At 60.1% G+C, this 20,195-nt stretch carries 7 protein-coding genes and 3 pseudogenes; 4 read left to right on the plus strand and 6 right to left on the minus strand.

Annotation, left to right across the window (positions count from 1 at the left end; translation table 11 throughout):
* Positions 1 to 76: 76 nt before the first annotated feature.
* A complete protein-coding gene (locus tag NLM33_RS41600; protein ID WP_254104206.1) occupies positions 77 to 5,791 on the minus strand; it encodes a shikimate kinase in 5,715 nt (1,904 codons plus the stop codon).
* Positions 5,792 to 7,362: 1,571 nt separating this feature from the next.
* On the opposite strand from NLM33_RS41600, the gene NLM33_RS41605 reads away from it, so the two are divergent.
* Complete coding sequence (locus tag NLM33_RS41605) at positions 7,363 to 7,575, plus strand: hypothetical protein (RefSeq protein WP_254104207.1); 213 nt, start codon at positions 7,363 to 7,365, stop codon at positions 7,573 to 7,575.
* Positions 7,572 to 10,718, plus strand: a complete 3,147-nt coding sequence (locus tag NLM33_RS41610) for a hypothetical protein (protein WP_254104208.1) — start codon at positions 7,572 to 7,574, stop codon at positions 10,716 to 10,718. Before NLM33_RS41605 ends, NLM33_RS41610 begins: the two co-directional genes overlap by 4 nt.
* A 380-nt stretch (positions 10,719 to 11,098) precedes the next feature.
* On the opposite strand, the pseudogene NLM33_RS41615 reads toward NLM33_RS41610, so the two are convergent.
* A pseudogene (locus NLM33_RS41615) lies at positions 11,099 to 11,586 on the minus strand (IS5/IS1182 family transposase); the annotation flags it as partial.
* Between the two features lie 285 nt (positions 11,587 to 11,871).
* Positions 11,872 to 12,915 (minus strand): IS110 family transposase, encoded by a 1,044-nt coding sequence (locus NLM33_RS41620; protein ID WP_254104209.1) that lies wholly within the window; start codon positions 12,913 to 12,915, stop codon positions 11,872 to 11,874.
* Between the two features lie 211 nt (positions 12,916 to 13,126).
* On the opposite strand from NLM33_RS41620, the gene NLM33_RS41625 reads away from it, so the two are divergent.
* Positions 13,127 to 14,158, plus strand: a complete 1,032-nt coding sequence (locus tag NLM33_RS41625) for an IS110 family transposase (protein WP_254104210.1) — start codon at positions 13,127 to 13,129, stop codon at positions 14,156 to 14,158.
* A 277-nt stretch (positions 14,159 to 14,435) separates the two neighbouring features.
* On the opposite strand, the pseudogene NLM33_RS41630 reads toward NLM33_RS41625, so the two are convergent.
* A pseudogene (locus tag NLM33_RS41630) lies at positions 14,436 to 15,236 on the minus strand (IS5 family transposase); the annotation flags it as partial.
* A gap of 1,591 nt (positions 15,237 to 16,827) precedes the next feature.
* Between NLM33_RS41630 and NLM33_RS41635 the strand changes: the two are divergent.
* Positions 16,828 to 18,504 (plus strand): PAS domain-containing methyl-accepting chemotaxis protein, encoded by a 1,677-nt coding sequence (locus NLM33_RS41635; RefSeq protein WP_254104211.1) that lies wholly within the window; start codon positions 16,828 to 16,830, stop codon positions 18,502 to 18,504.
* A gap of 209 nt (positions 18,505 to 18,713) precedes the next feature.
* Here the strand turns inward: NLM33_RS41635 and NLM33_RS41640 are convergent.
* A pseudogene (locus NLM33_RS41640) lies at positions 18,714 to 18,848 on the minus strand (transposase); the annotation flags it as partial.
* A gap of 247 nt (positions 18,849 to 19,095) precedes the next feature.
* On the minus strand, positions 19,096 to 20,181 hold the full coding sequence (locus tag NLM33_RS41645; RefSeq protein WP_254104212.1) for a vanadium-dependent haloperoxidase: 1,086 nt from the start codon (positions 20,179 to 20,181) through the stop codon (positions 19,096 to 19,098).
* Positions 20,182 to 20,195 lie beyond the last annotated feature (14 nt).

Here is a 20,195-nt window from a genome sequence, read left to right on the forward strand (position 1 = left end):
CTCCGCACGGCAGCCTAACCCCGGCAGAGGCTCCACTTATCGATGCGGAGATTCTGTTCAGACAACCGGGACCAGCTCACTGGTCCGGAGCGCCCTGCTCGCAAAGATAGGTGTGCAGCGCCTGCACGCATGCATCTGCGTTCTTGTTGTCCCGCTTTTCGCACGGAACGACGGTGAGATCGGCTTGGCGATAGTTGGGCGTGCGCTGCGCGACGAGTCCCTCGAAGCGCAGCTTCTTGATGGCCGACGTGTTGGAGCTCTCGGCGAGGTCGCTACCCTCCGCCTGGTCTATCCGCAGCAACGGACGGCTGGTGTCGTTTGCAAGGCGCTTCCATATCTCGTCTCGGTTGGTGTCAAGCCAGATCGACACCGCCTTGTCCTGGATGAGGCGCCGCGTTTCCTCGCGCTCGAACGCCCCACCGCCGGTTGCCAGCACCACGTTCCCTTTCTCTACGAAGTGCGCGATCAGGCTTGCCTCGCTGTCCCTGAACCACTGCGTGCCTTTGGCATCGAAAATCTTCGATATCGACATGTCGGTGGCCTGCTCGATCTGTCTGTCGGAATCGATGAAGGGCAGCCCCAGTCGTCTTGCGAGATACCGGCCGATGGTGGATTTGCCGGCGCCGGGCAGGCCGACGAGCACGATGGGCCGCGCACCGAGAGCAGCGACAATCTCTTTTGCAATGCCCGACCTCTCTGGCCTTCTTTTTTGTTCTTCGGCAGCTCGCAGTCCAAACGCTGCACTGGCGCCGCCTCTGATACCCGCTTCGCCGCCCCAGTGGGGGATGTTCCTGGCGCCATCGGGGATTGCGACCTCCTTGCAGACGGCTTGCACGCTCTGTGTGAGCTCCTCCGCCTTACCTTGCTCCAGCGCATCGCCGCTCGCTTGCTTGCGAAGCTTCTCCAGCTGCTTGTAGGTATCGTGATTGTCAATCTTGGCCCGGTAGCTGTCTGGCGTGTGGAACTCCACCTCGAAGCGGTAATCCTCCGGGGTGGCGAGCACGGTCTTGATGCCGACGAAGGTTGGATTGCGCATCCTGAACCAGTTGGTCGTGCTGACCTCGACGTAGCCCCGCTCCTCGAACGCCAGCATGGCCGCCTTGAAGGCGCGGGTAAAATCCATGTCAGGGACTTCGAAGACATGACGAACGGCGTTGCTGATCAGCTGTGCGGCACCGCCGGATGTGGCGCTCATGCCGGTGAGTTGGTCTGTAATGGAGCTTTTTGATTTCAAGCGATTGTCGAGATGGGGCATATTCACCTGGACGTTTGCTTTCCTGAGGATTCCGGTAACCCAGAGTGTCGTCGCGGTGATTTTCTCCTCTTGGGCCCGAGCGCGGTCAGCCTCCATTTGGGCGCGCTCCGAGGCCTCGGAGCGGGTCAGCGTGACGGTCATGGCGGAATTCCCGGCGACCGGCTGTCGATCAAAGGGGCCGGGCAGAATCCGCTTCTCCACCGCAAGCTTGATCGAGGCTTCCATGATTGAAGCCGCCAGCGTGGGATTGTCCTTCAGATCCTCCAAGGTCGCATCCGCATCGAACCTGCCCTGGTTGAGGGTCGCCGCCAGCCCCTTGCTGTAGGGCACCGACTTCAGGTCCGGCGTCTGTTGCAGGAGCCGCTGAAGCGCTTGGCCCTTTTTCATGAAGTTGCGAGCACCCGTGTCGGATTTACAGGCGTCGGTCCCGACCTTGCTGCCGAGGCTTAAGAGATTATTTGCGCTTTGCAGGAGGTCGTCGGCGTCGTAACCATCCGGGCGGGGATCGATGCGCGCAGGATAATGGTCGAGCAAGGCCTGGACCCTGTGGCGTGGGTCAGGCGTTGCCGGATAGGTCGCCGCCAGCTCCGGGAAAAGCTCAGAGAGCGCTGGGCTCAGCGTCGGGGTTGGGTCGCTCTCGCTTTCAACGTCCTCGGACAGGACCTGCTGATCCGCGCTCGCGGCCCACGCCTGGAGGCCGGAAACGAGCAGCTCGGCGACTTCCCCGGCGACCGGATGGTCTGCGACCTCGATCTCCTCGCTCGCCCGCTGGAGCTTGTCCTGGATATCCTGGCCACGCACCTGGTCCTGGTTCAACAGGTCACGGATGTCTCGCCTGAGCTCGTGGTGAATGCCTTCGAAAGTCCCAAACACGGCGCGCTCGGCAAACCAGTGTCGGGCATCATGCGATTGGGCCAAAAAGTCTCGCTGCAGGCAGCTGTACGTCTCCAGAACGTCCTGCGTCGCAGCGAGGATCTGGCTGGCACGACCGAAGTGGTAGAGCTCGCCCTCAATTGCCGGCGTATGCGACTTTGGCGGCTTGAGCGAGCGAAGTCCGCGCGCTTGCTCGGCCTGATCGAACTGCCGGACATGCTCATAAAGCTGCGGCCGGTCGGCGATGACAATGGCGGTGTCCCCGTCGAAGTCACCGTCAAGCTTCTTCTGTTCACCGATCGGAATGGCCACCAACGAGCCCGGGGCGAACAGCTCGGTCGCCTGGAGGATACCGACGCCGTCGACCGAGGTGTCCTCGGTGACGCGGTCCTTGCGCTTGGTCCAGTTCGAATGGGACTTGACGTCCTCGGCAGACATGACCAGCCCGTGGCCGGCGTAGTTGGCCGGCCACATCTGGTCCGGCACCACGATCAGAATGCCCTTGGCAAAAAACGTCGGATCGTCGGCTGACAAGTGCTCGGCCGACTTTTGGGCGACGTTAAAACTGTATTGCATGGCCACGCACTGATCCATGAACGCCGCCGTCGAATCGCCGTCCACTGCCGACCTGACCCGTCCGGCTTCGAACGGGCGCAGGTTGGGCTTGTCATAGGGGGACCGCCCGAGCAGCACGCCACTCGTTCCCGTCAAGGTGTCGCTCTTGAGCGTCGGCACATGGAGGCAGCCATCATCAGACGGTACGGCGACTGCGCCGGGACCATCGATATGACCGGCGGTCACGGTGCGAAACAGCTCTTCAGACGTCAGCTTGTCCTCTTGCCTGCGCTCGAGCCAATTCATGGCCTTCTCGCGCGCCTCATCCGCCACCTGCGCGCTGCGCGGATAATGGTGCAGCGCGGAGGCCGGCAGCGATGATCGCCTTCCTTCCCCAAAGGCATGCATCCGATCGGGACCTTCGCGGCGGCCGGCCCGGCAGACCGCTGGCATGCGCTCGGCCAGCGAGGCCTTGATGAAGCCGCAGCCGTCATGGGGGCGCAGGGCAATCGGGCCTTGCGGCCCACTCAGCTTGAAGGGATGCTCCTTGCTGGCAGGGCGGTCCGGCAGCAGCAACAGGTTGAAGGTGCCCTCCAGCGCGTAGTCGTGAGGCTCGAGATCTTTGATCGCCGGTGGCGCTGCAAACCCCCTGCGCTGAGTGTAGTAATAGGCCTCTTTGAAAGGCGCCCAGGCGCGTGACAGCTGCTCGAACGCCGTGCCGGGTGCGGTGTTGGCATAGGGAATGGCCAGCAGCTTCCCTCCGGAAGACGCGGCTGGCTGCTCGCCTGGCGCGCGGGCGGCGATCTGCGACACGGTCGGTTTTGGTGGTTTTAACTTGCTGCCGCCGAACAGGTCCATACGGTATGGCACCCCTTCGACGGTGACCGTGCGTGCCAGCATGAAGGCGCTCGGCCTTGCCGGCAGCTGGATCGCAACCACCGGCAACGCCCCCGACGTCAGGCGATGAAAAATCGAATACCGCGTCTCGGGCTCCGTGGCCACTCGCCGTCCCTGCAGGTCCACCACCGGCAACTGCATCAGTCCCGCGTCTCCCTGGGGCGGCCTCGGCTCGTGGTCCATGGATCGCAACACCTGATGGACGTCAAAGACGGACGCAGAATGTTGCGCCTGGATTTTTGGCGCATCTTGAGCCATGAAGGGGTCCAGCACATCGACCGGACTTTCCGCCTCGATCTGCGCGATCAGATTCCAGCTCATATTGGAAAGATCGCTTTGAATGAGGTCGCGTGCGCCAGCCAGGATCTCCCTGGTCCCGCGCCGCAGCTCTTGCTGCCTCATCCGCAAATCGGACTTTTTGCCCTCGACATACGGTCGTCGGTACAGATTCTCCAGGACCGCGCGGGCCTTGAGCACCTGATAGATCGACAGCGCGGGGCAACGGGTCGCCAGTGGTCCACGGGTCCGCTCCGCTTCGCTCGCGATGAGATGCGCCGCGATCTTCTGCTCCACGACGGGCTGGACGTCGTTCAGCAGATATAGAGCTTGCCTCCGGTGCCCGCGCAGCGGTTTCTGCGAGCTGCGGGCCAGCGGCAGCAGAGCTACGCACAGATTGCCAACGGTTTCGAGGTTGTTCTCGGCGGCAAAACCAGGGGCACGGCTCAATTCCGTAAGGCGATTGAGCCCTGTCGATGCGAGCAAGCCGAGATCGTCGAACAGTCGGACCTTTCCCAATGCCTTGCAAATGTTGGCGATGCTCAGAACATCGGCTTGCTCCAGGCGATCCGTGGCATAGTGAAGGTGGTGCGCCAGCTGATGGAGCCGATCGCTCAGCAACGCAGTCTCTGTAATCTCTGCAGTGTCCTGCTCCCTCGTGACACTTCGCCCGAGGGCATTGGCAATCATGCTGAGCTCAGGCGTTGTGAAAGCACCGAAGCGCCGGCCTCCCGTACCGAGATTGCGCGCGATGTCTACTACTGCCTGGTGGCACGCCGCCTCGTCCGGCCACCTGCTAATGCCGTTCACCAGGTTCGTCAGTTCCTGCGAATTGAAATCGGAGAGCTGGTGGAGAGGCACCGCACCCGCGATGGCGACGACGGCCTCGCGGCAGGCCGCCTCGTCCGACCATTTGCTGAAACCGTTCACCAGGTTCGCCAGGTGCTGCTGAGTAAAATCGGAGAGGTCGCGGCAACTGATCTCACCGGCGATGGCGACGGTGGCCTCGCGACAGTCCGTCGCTTCCGGCCATTTGCTGAAACCATTGACCAGGCTTGCCAGGTGCTGCGGAGTAAAATCGGAGAGCTGGCGACGACGTACCTCACCGGCGATGGCGATTGCGGCCTCGCGACAGGTCGCCGCTTCCGGCCACTTGCTGAAGCCGTTCACCAGGTTCGCCAGGTGCTGCGGTGTAAAATCGAGGAGCCCGCGGCGACGGATCTCACTCGCGATTGCGACGATGGCCTCGCCACAATCCGCCGCTTCCGGCCATTTGCTGAAACCGTTCACCAGGTTCGCCAGGTGCTGCGGTGTAAAATTCGCCAGGTGCTGCGGTGTAGAATCGGAGACGTGGCGAGGGATCGCACCCGCGATTGCGATTGTGGCGTCGCGACAGGTCGCCTCTTCCGGCCACTTGCTGAAGCCGTTCGCCAGTAATGCCAGCTCTTGACCGATGGCCGTCTGAAGCAATCCGCTTTCAGCGCAACAAAATTCTGCGATCTTGACCGTTCCGTCGCGGCATTCCGTTGCCCGGGGATGCCGACCAAACGATGATGCGAAAAGGGAAAAGGTCCTGACTTCGACCTGCGTCAAGAGCGCCTTGTCAAGCCGCGATACCTGAGCCGCTAGGGCTCGACAAGCTCTTATGCCGGCCTGACCTCCCGCGTCCCGGCTCACCGCGTTGCAAGTCGTGGCGTACCCCCATGACGATCGGATATTTTCTTCCAACTGCGCCACAAACCGAGCATCAAAATGGCCAGCCGCGTTTTGCAGAAATTCTGAAAGGTCCTTCCCCTTCAGCTCCCCGTTGTGATGCACCACTTTACGTGAGAAAATACCGATGTTGCGAGCTCTGGCGATTTCTCTTAGCGCCGCATTTAGTTTATCTGAACGTCTAAAATGCCTTTCCGATATTGCGGCTTGGACGTTCTGCACAGTCGCATGGTTGATACGCGGCCTTTCTGGTACATCACTTGGGTCGGAGACGGATTGGCGATGTGCCGGCAGCGCGACTCTTTGCGAACTTTCGGCCGCTCGATGGGCGTGCCACCGATCGCCATCCGAACGCGACAGACTTGCTTCCCGATTTGGCGCGCCTCTGTAAGATCCATGTTGCGATTCCGAGCCGTCTCGCGGGATTGGCTGCGCAGGCACATCGCCCATGCGCCACCTTCCTAGCCTGCCACTTCGCTCGGGCACGGATTGCGTATCCGGCGGAAGCGCCGCTCTTTGCGAGCTTTCGGCCGTTCGATCGGCGCGCCACGGCTCGCCATCCGAGGGCAAGGAGTCCGCCTCGCCACGTGGTGCGCCACTGTCAGGTCGACAGGGTCGCTGCGAGCCTGAACCCTGGACGACCTGCGATGGCACATCGTGCACGCGCCCTCCTTCTGGTCCGCCACGCCGATTGGAGACTGATTGCGTGTGCTGCGGGCGCGCGCTTGTTTGCGAGCTTCCGGCCGCCGGATCGTCACGCCAGAGCTCCTCATCAGAACGCGACGAACTGGATTCCGGCAAGGAGCGGAAACGACGACGGCTTCCACCCATTGCGCCCTGCAGCGCAGCGCGAAGGATACGATGCGCGCCGATAGGGGGACCGGCAAACCGGTCCGCACCGCTGGCGGGTTGCGCGATACGCGATCTGGAAGCGCCTGAATCCTGAAGCTCAGAGCGAATCCGCTCCACAGCAGACTCGAATGATCGGGTCTCTTCGCCGGGGGCACGCGCCGCTCCTGCGCGAGAGCCGTCGGCGTCCCCACCTTCGTTGGCGCGTTCCGAACCGAGCGAATTCCCGCGCTCGTCAATGCCCCTCATAATCCAACTCCCGATTTAGAGGGACTGGGCTGCCTGCGCTTGCAATTCGACGGCCATGCCGACTGGACCACATATTATCGCGTCTTACCTGACGTAGAGCTGACCGACTGGGGAGCGTCGAAGCTGTCGTCTACGGGGCGCCCACTCGCTGAACGCGGAGCGAGCCTGGGAAGCCTCCCGCCGTCGCACTCCGCGCGCTGCTTCTGCTTCCTGGCGGATCGACACACGCAATTCCGATTCGGTGTACCCGGGCGCGAAGTGTGTGTTTGTTGCGGTTCTATTGGCGAAAATAGAAGTCGATTGACCCGCGCAATTCTCGTGGCAGTCTCGTCGTGAAGGCAGAGAAAGCCTGCCTTCGGGGTGTGAGAACCTCTCGGTTAGCGTAACGGTGTCACGTCACGATGCCGCCTTTCGACCCTATGGGCCGGGAGGCGGCGGCGGAGTCTATGCTTAGCATGGGCTCTGGATGTCAAAGCCTTGCGGCCAAAGGCCGTCGCAGTCGTCTAACCGCGACTTCTCAACTCCCTGCTCGCCAGCGGAAGGTTCTCTTCCCGGTGTCTTTCCGAGCTTTCCGAAAGGAAGTTTCTGTGAAGCGTTGCGTTTGTGTCCTCTGTCTTGTCTTGGCCTTCGCTACTTCTAGCGCGGCCGCCGATCAGCCGAAGACCGTTTCGCCGAAGAGCGACTCGCTTGGAGGCATGATCTTCTCCGGCGCCAACCATTGCTGCGTCGGCATTGGCACCGCAACTCCCGCGGCGCACCTCGACGTTTATCAGGGCGAGCTCAAGGTCGGCTCGTCCGGCATTGGCTGCGCGGACAAGAACGCGGGCTCTCTGCGCTACGCCGATAAACACCTGCAACTGTGCGACGGAACGAGCTGGCGAAATGTCAGCCTCGATAAGGCTGAATGAATTCGCGCGACGCGCTGCGCGCCGCAGTGGTTCTGACGACCTTGGCGGGAACACTTTGCCCGACCACGGCATCGTCACAGTTCGCCAGCCGCCCGGGCTACTCTGTCGGAACGGCGGGCGCCGTATGTGACGGCAGCAATATGCTGTACGGCTGGCCAGATGCCAACGGCCAACTACTGAAATGCTCCTCGAACGTCTGGAGTATCGTTACCCAGACCGCAGGCGCAGCAGGCTCAAACGCCCAGGTTCAATTCAACAGCGGAGGCGCGCTGGCGGGCGATAGTGGCCTGACCTACGTCAATCCGAACCTGACGATTGGTTACGGGAGCCTGTACATCGGGACGAGCGTCGCGACGGCCGGCGCACTGTTCATCGGCGGCATGAACAGAGTCAGTTACCCGAGCGCCGATACCTACGCTCAAGGCTCGTCGATCGCCATCGGTCCCTCGGCGCTTGCGAACATGCCTGCGATGACGGGTGGGTCATCCATTTACGGTAACATCGCCATCGGCTCGCAGGCGCTCAGCAGTGCCAGCATGACAACGGCAGCCGTTTCTAATACAGCGGTGGGGTTTCAGGCTTTAAGGGCGAACACGTCCGGAAATTCCAACACAGCTTTCGGCACAAGCGTTCTTGCTGCAAATACGACAGGTACATCGAACACGTCTGTTGGCGCAGCCGCTCTTAACCTAAATACGACGGGCGCTTCAAATACCGCTGTCGGCGGTGGAGCGTTAAAAGGCAATACAGGTGGTGGAAGCAATACCGCGATCGGCGCTCTGTCGATGCGCAATACAGGAGCCAGCGGGAACACCGCAGTTGGCGCCACATCGCTCTATACGAATTCCAGCGGAGCCAACAATACCGTAATTGGCAGCGGCGCGTTATATAACGGCTATAGCGGATCGAATAATACGGTTCTTGGCTACAGTGGCGCTAGTGCGACACTGACCGCCGGCTCGAATAACATTCTGATCGGCACAAACAATTCGGTTGATACGCCAGCATCGGGTACCAACAATTTCCTCAATATCGGAAACCTGATCTACGGCACCAGTATCGGTACTGCGGCAACCGCAGGTAACGTCGGCATTGGGACGACAAGTCCGATGTCCTCTTTCCACGTCATGAACAGTGGCAGTGCGACCAGCATTTCGATTGGTAACCCAGGCACAGGGCATACGTGGGGGAATCTTGGCACGTCTGCCGATGCCGGGGGATATTTTCTCGTTCAGAGCGTAGGCAATCAAGGCACGAGCTATGGCAACCTTGTGTTGGAAGGCAACGGTGGCAATGTCGGTATCGGGACGACGGCGCCACAGACGACACTTCATATACTTAATGGAGGTAGTAGCGGCCAGTCATTCTCCAATAACGCGGGACTGATCGTTGAAGACAATGGCTCCCTCAATAATTATTATGTGTTTCAAGTGGCGACTGCGGGGGGAGGTAAGTTTTTTAATCTCACAAATGCAGGCAATGTCGGCATCGGCACGACTGTGCCGCTCAACAAGCTCGATGTTGCAGGTGGTCATGTCATCGGTGCTGGTTATGTCGGCACCACCACCGCGCCCGCCAACGGCCTCATTGTGCAGGGGAACGTCGGGATTGGCACGCAGACAGCGCTGAATGCGCTGGATGTTAATGGCGGCAACATAAGCGTGAATAACGGGGGAATGTATTTCGGTTACGCCAATAGTGGTTCTTATCCGCTTCGTATCGTGGCTCCAAGTTCGGCCTCGGTAAGACTGCAGATCGGCGGCCCGGGCGGCAGCATTCTTTTTGCCAGTAACACTGCATCTACGACTGGGGTTTATGCAAACTCCGGCGCTTTGTCATTGTATAACGGACCTCTTGCTGTCGGCACAACAACAGCTTTGAATATGCTCGACGTCTCTGGCGGTTCAGTCGTTGGTGCGGGCTATATCGGCACCACCACCGCGCCCTCCAACGGCCTTATCGTGCAGGGGAATGTGGGGATCGGCACGACAAAGCCACTCAACATGCTCGACGTTGCAGGCGGTCATGTCATCGGTGCGGGATATGTCGGCACGACTACTGCTCCGACGAATGGCTTAGCCGTACAGGGAAACATCGCTTTAGGTACGTCAGCGGCGGGAGCTGCCCTGACCATTGCCTCAGCTCCGGCAATGGCCTTGAGCGTCGTGAACAGCGCCGCAGCTTCACTGGGCGGTATTACCAACAATGCGGTTTTTCGTGCTCAATCGGGCGGCGCAGGCAGCCAGGGCTACGTGTTCACCAGCGACCTGAATTCCGGCATCGGTAATCCGGCAACCGGCAATGTCGTCGTAGTTACGGGCAGCGCCGAACGCGTGCGTGTCGATTCATCCGGCAATGTCGGAGTCGGCACCAACGTTCCGCTCGCCTCGCTCGATCTCAGCCGCAAAACTGACGCAGCACTTCTTCCCGTCGGCACTACAGGACAACAACCAACCTGCAACAGCAACACGACAGGAGGCATACGCTACAATTCCTCGACCGGCTATCCGGAATACTGTTCGGGGTCAGCGTGGATCCCTTTTAAGGTTACCGGCGCGCCGCCGGGCTCGGGATACTTTGTCTTGAGTGTCGGCACCTATAACGGCAATCTTGGCGGTTACTCGGCCGCTGGCGGCAATACCGGCCTTGCTGCTGCAAATGCAATCTGTCTCAGCGAACTGACAACAAATACGAGCTGGTGGGGATATACGACAGCAAATGCCGCCGGCATTTTGACGTCATCGCATGTGTTTGCGTTCTTGTGCGACGGCACGTCATGCAACACCCCTGCGGCCAGCACGACCTATTATTATGGAAATGCAAATGACGTGTCCGCCGGCGGTGGAACGTTCACGACGGATGCAAGTGGACTCGGGCCCAACGACAGCGCTGCCTGGACATTGGGTTACCGTTGGGGAGGTGCAGGAACCACCGGCGGCATTGCGTGGACAGGACGAGGTACCAGCACAAATACAGCATGGCCAAGTACTAGCAGCGCAAGTGCATGTACTGCTTGGACATCCTCTTCAAGCGGGGTCAGCGGTGTGATTGCGCAGCCCGGCTTTACAGATTATCACCGCTGGGGTAGCGCAACAGCCACGTGTGACCAAAGCCGGCGCCTTATTTGCTACGTCAATCCGTAGTGAACAAAAGGCGGCGTCTTGATGTGAATTGCTCGAGACATCGGACCCGCTCCCAATCTTGTTCGGGCGCGCCGCCGGCTCGACGAACGCTTGGTCAACCTCAAGTGCAGCAAGTACGTTGCAGCGGCTGGACGGATGCGACCGTAGGCAACCCAGGACAAACCGGAGGGTTCACCAGCAGCGGCACTGGGCGTTGGAGTAGTGGTGCCAATTCATGCGGCACAGGCTACTATCTCATCTGCTACGTCAATCCGTTGTCGTCTTGTCTGAGAATAAAGAGCGATCCGCGCCGCGAGCCAATCCGGCGAATCCGCAGCCGCCAGCATCACCTGCGCAGGCGTCCCACCTGCCCCAGCGCTAGTGTCGTAACGAGTCGGCCGTTAACAAGCCGGATTGAGCTGGGCCTGGCAAGCGAGCGTTCGCGATGGCAATCCCAGGAACAGGCGCAATAAGTCCCTGAGCCAGGCGAGGATGCGGCGCAAGTTGTGGCCAACTGCTGAGAGGACGACGTTGGCGGCATCGCCGGCGCGACCTTTAAGGTAGCAGCGACCGAGGTGGCCTTCGGCCTTGAGGTGTCCGATGATGGGCTCGATGGCGGAGCGGCGGCGCAGCTCACGCTTGATGACACCGAAGACGCCGCGCTTCTGGCCGGAGATGAAGACGCGGCGGGGATTTTGCGCGTCGTGCCCGCGGTATCCTTGTCGACATAGGCCCGCTCGATCGCACAGCCGGTGAGTGTCTCTGTGCGGTCGATGACATCGCGCAAGGTGTGACCGTCGTAGGGGGTATTGGGCAGCGACTTGGCGTGCAGCACGAACAGGCCCCCGGGAGCACGGCGATTGTTGGTGACGATGGAGGCCTTCACCCCGATCTATGGACCACGCCCGCGTTGCAAGAGGAATCGACAAAGGGATGAAGCGGTTTGCGCCAATCTATCCGGCTTCAATTTGGGGCTGTTGCCCCGAGCCATCATGGATATCCGCCCACTTCTGTCCTCAATAACTCGCCGGCCTCAAGAAGGGCCATGGAGTCGAACCAGGCTTCAGAAGTGTCGGTGGAACCGTTTCTCCATTCGTCCTTTCCGTCTCGCAAACCTCGGCGGGTTATTGTGCCTTCTGATCGGACCTTGGATCTTCCTTTCCGGCCCTGTTTCTTATGCGGTGCGGCCCAAGAGGTTGGCGTCGTAGTCACGGCCCTTTGCGAGCATGCTCCAGGCTATGCGCGCGAGTTGTGCGGCCAGGGCAACAACCAAGACATTGGAGTGGAGCCGCTTGGACGCTGCCTCCAACCAGGCTCCGAAGCCATGCCGAGGCCAACTCTGACGCTGCAGAAGTACGGCTCTGGCGCCCTGAATGAACAGCGTTCGCAGGTACCGATTACCGCGCCTCGATATGCGCCCGAGAATGGTTCGATCGCCGGTCGAGATTTGCTTCGGTACCAGACCAAGCCATGCTGCAAAGTCCCGGCCCTTATGGAAGGCATCACCGGTTCCGATGGCGGCGACCATCGCGCTTGAGATGATCGGCCCGACGCCGGGCGCACTCATTAGGCGGCGACAGTGTGGATCTTGATCAGCGAGTTCGTCGATTTCTTTCGTCATTGACGCGACCCGTCGGTCGAGATGGCGCCAGTCCTCGGCCAAGTCTTGAATGAGCTGGATCACTCGAGGCGATAAGTTGTCCTTTGGCGCTGAGAGAATCTGAGGAAGTGCCAGTCGGAGCGCTGCCGCTCCCTGCCGGACTGGCAGCCCTCGCTCAAGCAAAAAGCCTCGGATTTGATTGATGACCGCGGTTCTTTGCGTCACCAATCGACTGCGAACTCTGTGCAGTGCCTGCAAGTCAAGTTGCTCGGCCGACTTCAACGGGACAAAGCGCATGGTCGGGCGCTGCGTCGCCTCTGCGATGGCTTCGGCATCACGGAAGTCATTCTTGTGGCCCTTGAGGTATGGCTTCACATACTGTGCCGGCAAGAGCCGTACTTGATGGCCTAATTTCTCCAGCTTGCGCCCCAGGTGGTGTGCTCCTGAACAAGCCTCCATTCCGATCAGGCAGGCGGGAACATTAGCCAACGACTGCTCAAGCTGATTTCTCGATCGCTTCTTGCGCAGGATGATTGCACCCGTGGCATCGAATCCCACCACATGGAATGTGTTCTTGCCTAGGTCGATACCGATCGTGACAATGTTCGTATGGGACATGGCTCGTGCTCCTTCTCTTGCCGGGGCTTAACGTTGCCGCTGAGAGCGGGCGTGGTCCATGCCATTAACTCGTAAGGCGCAGCGGCCTTGCCTTTGCCGATGCACTCCACCTCCGGGGCATGAAAGATGGGATGGTTGCCGTCCATCCCTGACGGCATCGCAATGTGCCAAAAGGGTGGTTCACAGCCACTGAGCGGAAAGGACGACAACCGTGACGAAGGATACGATGATCGGCGTGGATCTGGCAAAAAATGTTTTCCAACTGCATGGCGCGTCGATGACGGGGCACGTGAAGTTTCGCAAGAAGCTCTCGCGAGCTCAATTCCACAAATTCATGGCTGAGCAGGCGCCGAGCGTGGTGGTGATGGAGGCTTGCGGCGGGGCCCATTTTTGGGCTCGGCAGATGATCAAGCTGGGACACGACGTGAAATTGATCTCGCCGCGCTACGTCAAGCCGTTCTTGAAGCGTCAGAAGAATGACGCGGCCGACGCCGAGGCGATCGTTGACGCGGCGCAGCGTCCGGAAATGCGTTTTGTCGAAATCAAGACCGAGTCTCAGCAGACGCGGGCGGTTCTGTTTCGAAACCGGGAGCAGTTGGTTCGTCAGCGCACCGAATTGACGAATGCCTTGCGCGCGTATCTCTATGAATACGGCTACATCGCTCCGCAAGGAAGCCCAGGCATAAAACAGATTCACGACATACTCGACCAGGAGCGGGGTGATTTGCCGAAGCTCGTGCGTGACCTCTGCCGCGATATGTTGCAGCAGATCGCTGAAAAGACCGCACGGATCCAGGCCATGCTGGTGCGACTTAAGGAGCTAGCTACGGAGACCGAGACGGCAAAGCGCCTGCAGACGATGCCCGGCGTGGGCCCGATCACCGCGCTGGCGATTGAGGCCTTCGCGCCGCCGATGGAGACATTCAGATCCGGCCGAGATTTCGCCGCGTGGCTGGGGCTTGTGCCACGGCAACATTCATCGGGTGGTAAGCAACGGCTTGGCCGGGCGTCGAAGGCCGGCCAAGTGGACATACGTAAACTCCTGATCATTGGCGCGATGTCCCGCCTGAGCTGGTTGGGACGCAAATCCATAAGCGAGAAAACCTGGCTGGGTCGCATACTGCTCAGAAAGCCGCGTTTGCTCGTGGCGGTCGCACTCGCGAACAAGATGGCGCGCGCCATCTGGGCGATGCTGACGAAAAAGGAGAACTATCGAGATCCGGCGCTAGGGGCCGCTGCATGACGATCAGTCCGCAGCGGGCCTCAATCTAACGCCGGTACGTTGGGGAGTGTGAGAAGACGACGACTTGCATGGGCAAATGATCGAAAGATCTGGATCAGGAAACCAGCTGTATTCCTGGAGCTTCGAGCTCGAATGAAAGATTTGGACTTGATCCGCAGATCACCATCCCGGCCGGCGGCATCTGAAGGGCCGCACATGAAGGCCTCACAGAAGCGCGCACTCGATCACATGCTTGCAGGTCAAAAATCTTCTTGCATCACGGACGGCAACCACAGAAGAAGGAATAGAGCTTCCAGCCGCGCTGGCGCTGCTGTTGTGAGCGGATCTGGCTGGCTCGTCCAAGGGGGAGTGCGAACGCCTCTTCCAGTGTTGGTTGGTCCTCGATCTTGCGACGGATGTCGCGGATGATCCGGCCCAGCCGGCTGCGCAAGATACGCAACTGCCGCTGATGCCGCCCGAATTGTTTGGCATGAGCGTAGCGACCCGCCATCATCGCGGCTGCCTTGGCCACGCGAGAATAGGATTGCCGCAGCCTGACGCCGTGCTGTCTCGCCAGGCGGTTGAGACCCCTGATGGCCGCATGCAAGAGCTTGGCATCAGTCGGAAAGGTGATGGCCTTCGGTTGCACCGTGGTGTCGACCGTGACGCGCTTGAGGTCCTGGCCGCGTAACGCGCCGGCCGCGTGCGCCACCCGCAGGCTCTCGGCCAGCAGCAACTCCAGCTTGTCGCCGAGCCGCTTGCGCCAATGGCTCAGGTCCGAGCGCTCGTGCGGGAAGGTGTGCTGGAAGAACTCTTCGCCGGTGAAGAACTGGAAATACGGATCGTGGACCCAGCGCTCGCACACCCCCTCATCGGACAGCCCGTAAATGTGCTTGAGCAGCAAAAGCCCGATCATGAAGCGGGTCTCGATCCCGGGCCGGCCGTTCTCGCTGTAGAGCGGAGCGATCTCGCCGTCGATCCAGTCCCAATCGACCTTGCCGGCGAGCAGAACCAGCTCGTGCTTCATGTTGATGATCTGGTCCAGCCGCGCCCGGAACAGGTCATTCGATCCCGTGGTCTTGTGCTTCTTCGGCCGCATCGTCTTCTCCGATGCACCACAGAAACATGGCCCGCAGCAAAAGGAAATCCAAAAACCAATTTGCAGGGTTTGGAAGCCTCAAGCCCCAAATCCCTGCAATATCCAACGCCACCCAAACCCAAAAACAGAGTCCAGCTCAATCGCTTAGAGCCTTGTTCACGGGCGACTAACGAAGTGCCGCAACTGCGAACGTCCAACAATGTCACTCAAACAGATGTGCGGCATCCATGCGCGTCGTTGCAATAAGTTGATCAATCCTCCTGGACTGCGCCTCCAGTCGCTTTCGAGTTGTCTCGCTTTCGGTCCGGCCAATGAGAAGCCGAATGCATGCGTTTGCGCGTTCAAGGAAGACAATGACGTCACGCAGATCGTTCGCCGTACGAATTCCTTCACTGTGGATCTTCGAAAGCAAGGATGCCGCAAGGCTCATGAGTTCGGAAGCTTCCGAATGCGACCGGTCTTGTTCGGACCTGCCTGGGTCGGGGTAAGGAAAGTTCAGGATCGTAGCCATCTAATCATTAAATCTGAATAGGTGATCCCGCGCTCATGGTTACCTTGTCGAAGGAATCAAAACAAGAGTGGATGAAAAATGACAACAGCCGCAGAGCGAGCGCAAGCAAAAACGTCGGGCTGGCACATGCGCAATGACCTCTCGCTATGAGAGTGCCGGTCCTAAACGCGCTTGGCTCTGACGGACGGCTCGACCGTAAGGCGGTAGGCGATTAGCCGGGTGCCGTCGAAAACCTCCAGCGTGCTATTGCAGACCGGGCAGCAGTACTCGCCTTTCTCTCCAGGCTCGGACCATAGTTCGAGACGACGGAAACCCGCGCCGCACGCAGAACACGTCACGTCACTTTTTCTTATGACCGCGTCTCGCGCTCCAAAATTGTCACGAATCTTTAACGCGCGTTTAGTCGCCACACGAACTGATTTTGAGGACGCCGGCCGGTCCATGGCATTTCATGCAGCTTGGAATACGCTCAAGCTCGATTTAGTCTGCGCGACCGCTGCAATCCTGCGTGACGGCCCGAAAACGCGCGATATCAGCGCGTCTGAAATTCCTCAGGACAATGCTCGTAAGATGCGTCCTCCGCTACGCCAGTCAACGTAAGGTGTTGCTCTCGACGCGGCGAGAACTAGGCGTCCGGCTCCACTCCGTTATTGGCCATTCCGCAATCCGAGCTATTGGGCCACAGATACAAAATCCGCGGCGGAGCAAAGCTGTCGCCGACCACCGGTCACTCGACGAATTGCAGACTCTTCGCTGGCATGGCTGCCGCATGCGCCCAAAAGTATTGCTTGCCAGCGTGGCGCTATCGACGGTTGAGCAAGTCATTGATTTTCTGCCGGCTTTCCTGCTTTTGATAGTGAAGTTAACGTCTTTTTTGCCTCCACCGCCCAAAATATCGGCGTTTGCTTATTTTGAGTACGAGCAGGGTCGGAGAGCTAAATCTCCAAGTCGCGCAAGACGACAATTCAAGCAGAGTATCCCCGGAATCTCGCCAGTCGGTAGTTTTGATCATCCCGCCCGTTGAAGCGTGGCCTGTTGGCGTGCGCTTCCGATAAGTCATCTTTATTTGGGGGAAAGCCGATGTTCGGTCGAAAAGTTCATGGTTACGCTCGGGCGCAGCTCGACGCCTTCAGCCGTTCGCAGGCCATGATCGAGTTCAAACCGGACGGGACGATCGTCACGGCCAATAAAAATTTCCTCGACGCTCTCGGGTACCGGCTGGACGAAATCCAAGGTAAGCACCACTCCATGTTCGTACCGGCGGACCAGCGCGACACCGCCGAGTACCGCGCGTTCTGGACGGCGCTGGCCCGCGGCGAGTTCCAGGCGGCGGAGTTCAAGAGGATCGCAAAGGACGGCCGCGAGGTCTGGATCGAAGCATCCTACAATCCGGTGCTCGGCGGTGACGGTAAGACGGTGATGGTCGCTAAGATCGCGACCGAGATCACCGCGAAGAAGATCCGCAGCATGACGGACGCCTCGAAAATTGCCGCGATCGGCCGCGCGCAAGCCGTCATTGAATTCCGGCTCGATGGCACGGTCGTCACCGCCAACGACAATTTCTGCAAGGCACTCGGCTATTCGCTCGCCGAGATCGAGGGCAAGCATCACAGCCTGTTCATGCCGCCGGCCGAGCGTGACAGCGCGGCCTATCGCGAGTTCTGGGCCAAGCTCAACCGCGGCGAATACCAAGCCGGTGAGTTCCAGCGCATCGGCAAGGGCGGCCGCGACGTCTGGATCCTCGCCTCCTACAATCCGCTGCTCGACGACAACGGCAAGCCGTTCGGCGTGGTCAAGTTCGCGACTGATGTCACCGCGGAAAAACTAAAGAATGTCGACCTTGCCGGCCAGCTTGCCGCGATCGACAAGGCTCAGGCGGTGATTGAATTCAACATGGACGGCACGATCATCACCGCAAACGAGAACTTTCTGCACACGGTTGGCTACTCTCTTGCCGAGATCAAGGGCAAGCATCACAGCATGTTCGTTGAGCCTACGGAGCGCGACGGCGCGGCCTATCGCGAGTTCTGGGCCAAGCTCAACCGTGGCCAGTACCAGGCGGCCGAGTACAAGCGCATCGGTAAGGGCGGCAAGGAGGTCTACATCCAGGCCTCCTACAATCCGATCCTCGATCTCAACGGCAAGCCGTTCAAGGTCGTCAAATATGCGACCGACACCACCAAACAGGTGCTGGTCCGCCTGGGCAATGAACGGGTCCGCGGCATGATGGAGTCGGTTGCCGCAGGTTCCGAGGAGCTCAATGCATCGGTGCGTGAGATCTCGGAGGCCATGACCAAGTCACGCGAGACCGCGATGAGTGCGGTGGATCAGGTCGCCGCCGCCGATGCACAGGCCCAGCGCCTCACTGAGGCCGCGCAGGCGATGAGCGGTATTGTCGAGATGATCAACAACATCACCGGACAGATCAACCTGCTCGCGCTCAACGCCACGATCGAGTCCGCGCGCGCGGGCGAAGCAGGCCGGGGCTTTGCGGTGGTCGCCTCCGAGGTCAAGAGCCTCGCCAACCAAGCCAAGCAGGCGACCGACAAGATCGCCGCTGAGATTGGTAGTCTCAACGGTATCTCGGGGGACGTTGTCGGTGCGCTGAATTCGATCAAGCAGGCCATCAACAATGTCAGTGAGTATGTGACGTCGACTGCCGCTGCCATCGAGGAGCAGAGCACAGTGACGAACGAGATGTCGACCAGCATGCAGCGCGCCGCTGCAGAAGCCGCTGCGATGGCGAACCAAGCTTGATCGTGAAGGATCGCCAGACCGGCAACATCATCCCCTTCATTCAGCGAAAGCTGCCAAACTCCGCAATCAAATGCGTTTTGCGAGCTTCACACCCACGCGCGCAGGACCGACCATTTCTTCGCGATCCTGAGATGCGAATTTGCAGCTTCGTAAAGGGCGTGACGCATCATTTTGTCGCCGCACTTGCTGGTATCAGGCAGATCGCGCTATGGCGCCCCGGATCGTAAGATCCAGAAGATGCCGTTAAGTACACGGCGGTCATTCACCCGCGGTGCGCCCCGCGACTTGTTCGGCAACATTGGCTTGATGGCAGCCCACTCGCAGTCGGTTAGTTCGTAGCGCATGATTCGAGCCCCAGTTTGGGAGTTTGAATCACGGCTCGGACGGCAAGCTCAACGTGAGCTCGCCAAGCAGGCGCTTTCCGCCCGAAAGCAGACGTACTATCTCACCTTGAGCTTTGTCACGTGACCCATTGCAGACGTCAGGGCCTCAGTCGCGCTTCGTTTTCTATCCTGAACGACCTCCGCAGTCGGCACTCGCGACGTTGTTGGCTGGGGCGCGCAAACGGGCAAGCCCCAGCGAGCGGATGGTTCAACGTGCGCTGGAAACGTTTGTAGGCTGCATGACGCGCTTGACGACGTATTGGCCGATACTGCGCCCCATGTCCTCACCGACCTTCGTTGAGAACCGATAGTGGAAGCCTGCCGAGATGCGGGCCTGCGACACCTCGTCGGTCAGCGCCCACATATTGGTCCAGCTGTGCCTGACGCCCGGGGCAGTCGGACTCGTCAAAGTGACTTCCGGTACGTCGGCGGTGCCAAACAGCTGTTCGACGACCGACGCGATCGTCCCCGACATGATGCAATGTGCACACGGATATTCCGGATGCATCGGCGTGTTATCGAAAGGCTGCCAGGCAGCGTCTCTCTCGGTGTTGGGATTGTCGTCGATATCGCCATTCCTGATGGCGGTGATTGGGCGCCAAAATTCGTAGTGATACTTGGCGTCGAACACAGCCACAAAGGCATCGTTTCTCGCGATCGCCACGAGCGCCATGAACCGTGCGCCGTCGACGAGATCGAGGTTCTTCGCCGCGGCCAGTTGGCGCACCACGGGATAATAGATGACCGGCCCGGGCGTGAGCCAGAAGCGGGCATCCTCGGTTTGCCGGGCGGAGCGCAGGGTGCTGGTGCGCCCACCGAGCAGTTTGATCTCGTTATAGTCGGCAGCCCATTGCTCGCTGCCGAGCGGCACCGGTGGCTTCGGTCGGAACTGCGAGGCGCTCGTCAGGGCAAATGGCTTCAAATTTGGCCACGTGAACCCGACCACGGGCGCTGTCGGGACATAGCCGCCGGCTACCGTCTTGGAGCGATACGTGTCCGTGGCCTGCGAGCCGTCGTTCGCTCGCGCCTCAAGGACCTGCGCCGCCACCGCCTCGCCGAGGCGGACACCCGCCGACTTTGCATCACCGCTCGGCATGGCAGCGAGATAAGCGGCCAAGCTAGCCTTTGGCTCTGCGGCCTCGGGATAGAGACCAACCAGCACCATGCCGGCCGCCGTCGCCGCGGCGGCCTCCTTCGAGGCTGGTCCGGGCAACGGCATCTGCACTATACATGGCTGATAGCGGCGCTCGATTGCGTTCACCGCATCGAACATCGCCACGTGCACCATCGCCATTGTCCGCTCGGCCT

Source organism: Bradyrhizobium sp. CCGUVB1N3, assembly GCF_024199925.1.
Classification (GTDB): Bacteria; Pseudomonadota; Alphaproteobacteria; order Rhizobiales; family Xanthobacteraceae; genus Bradyrhizobium.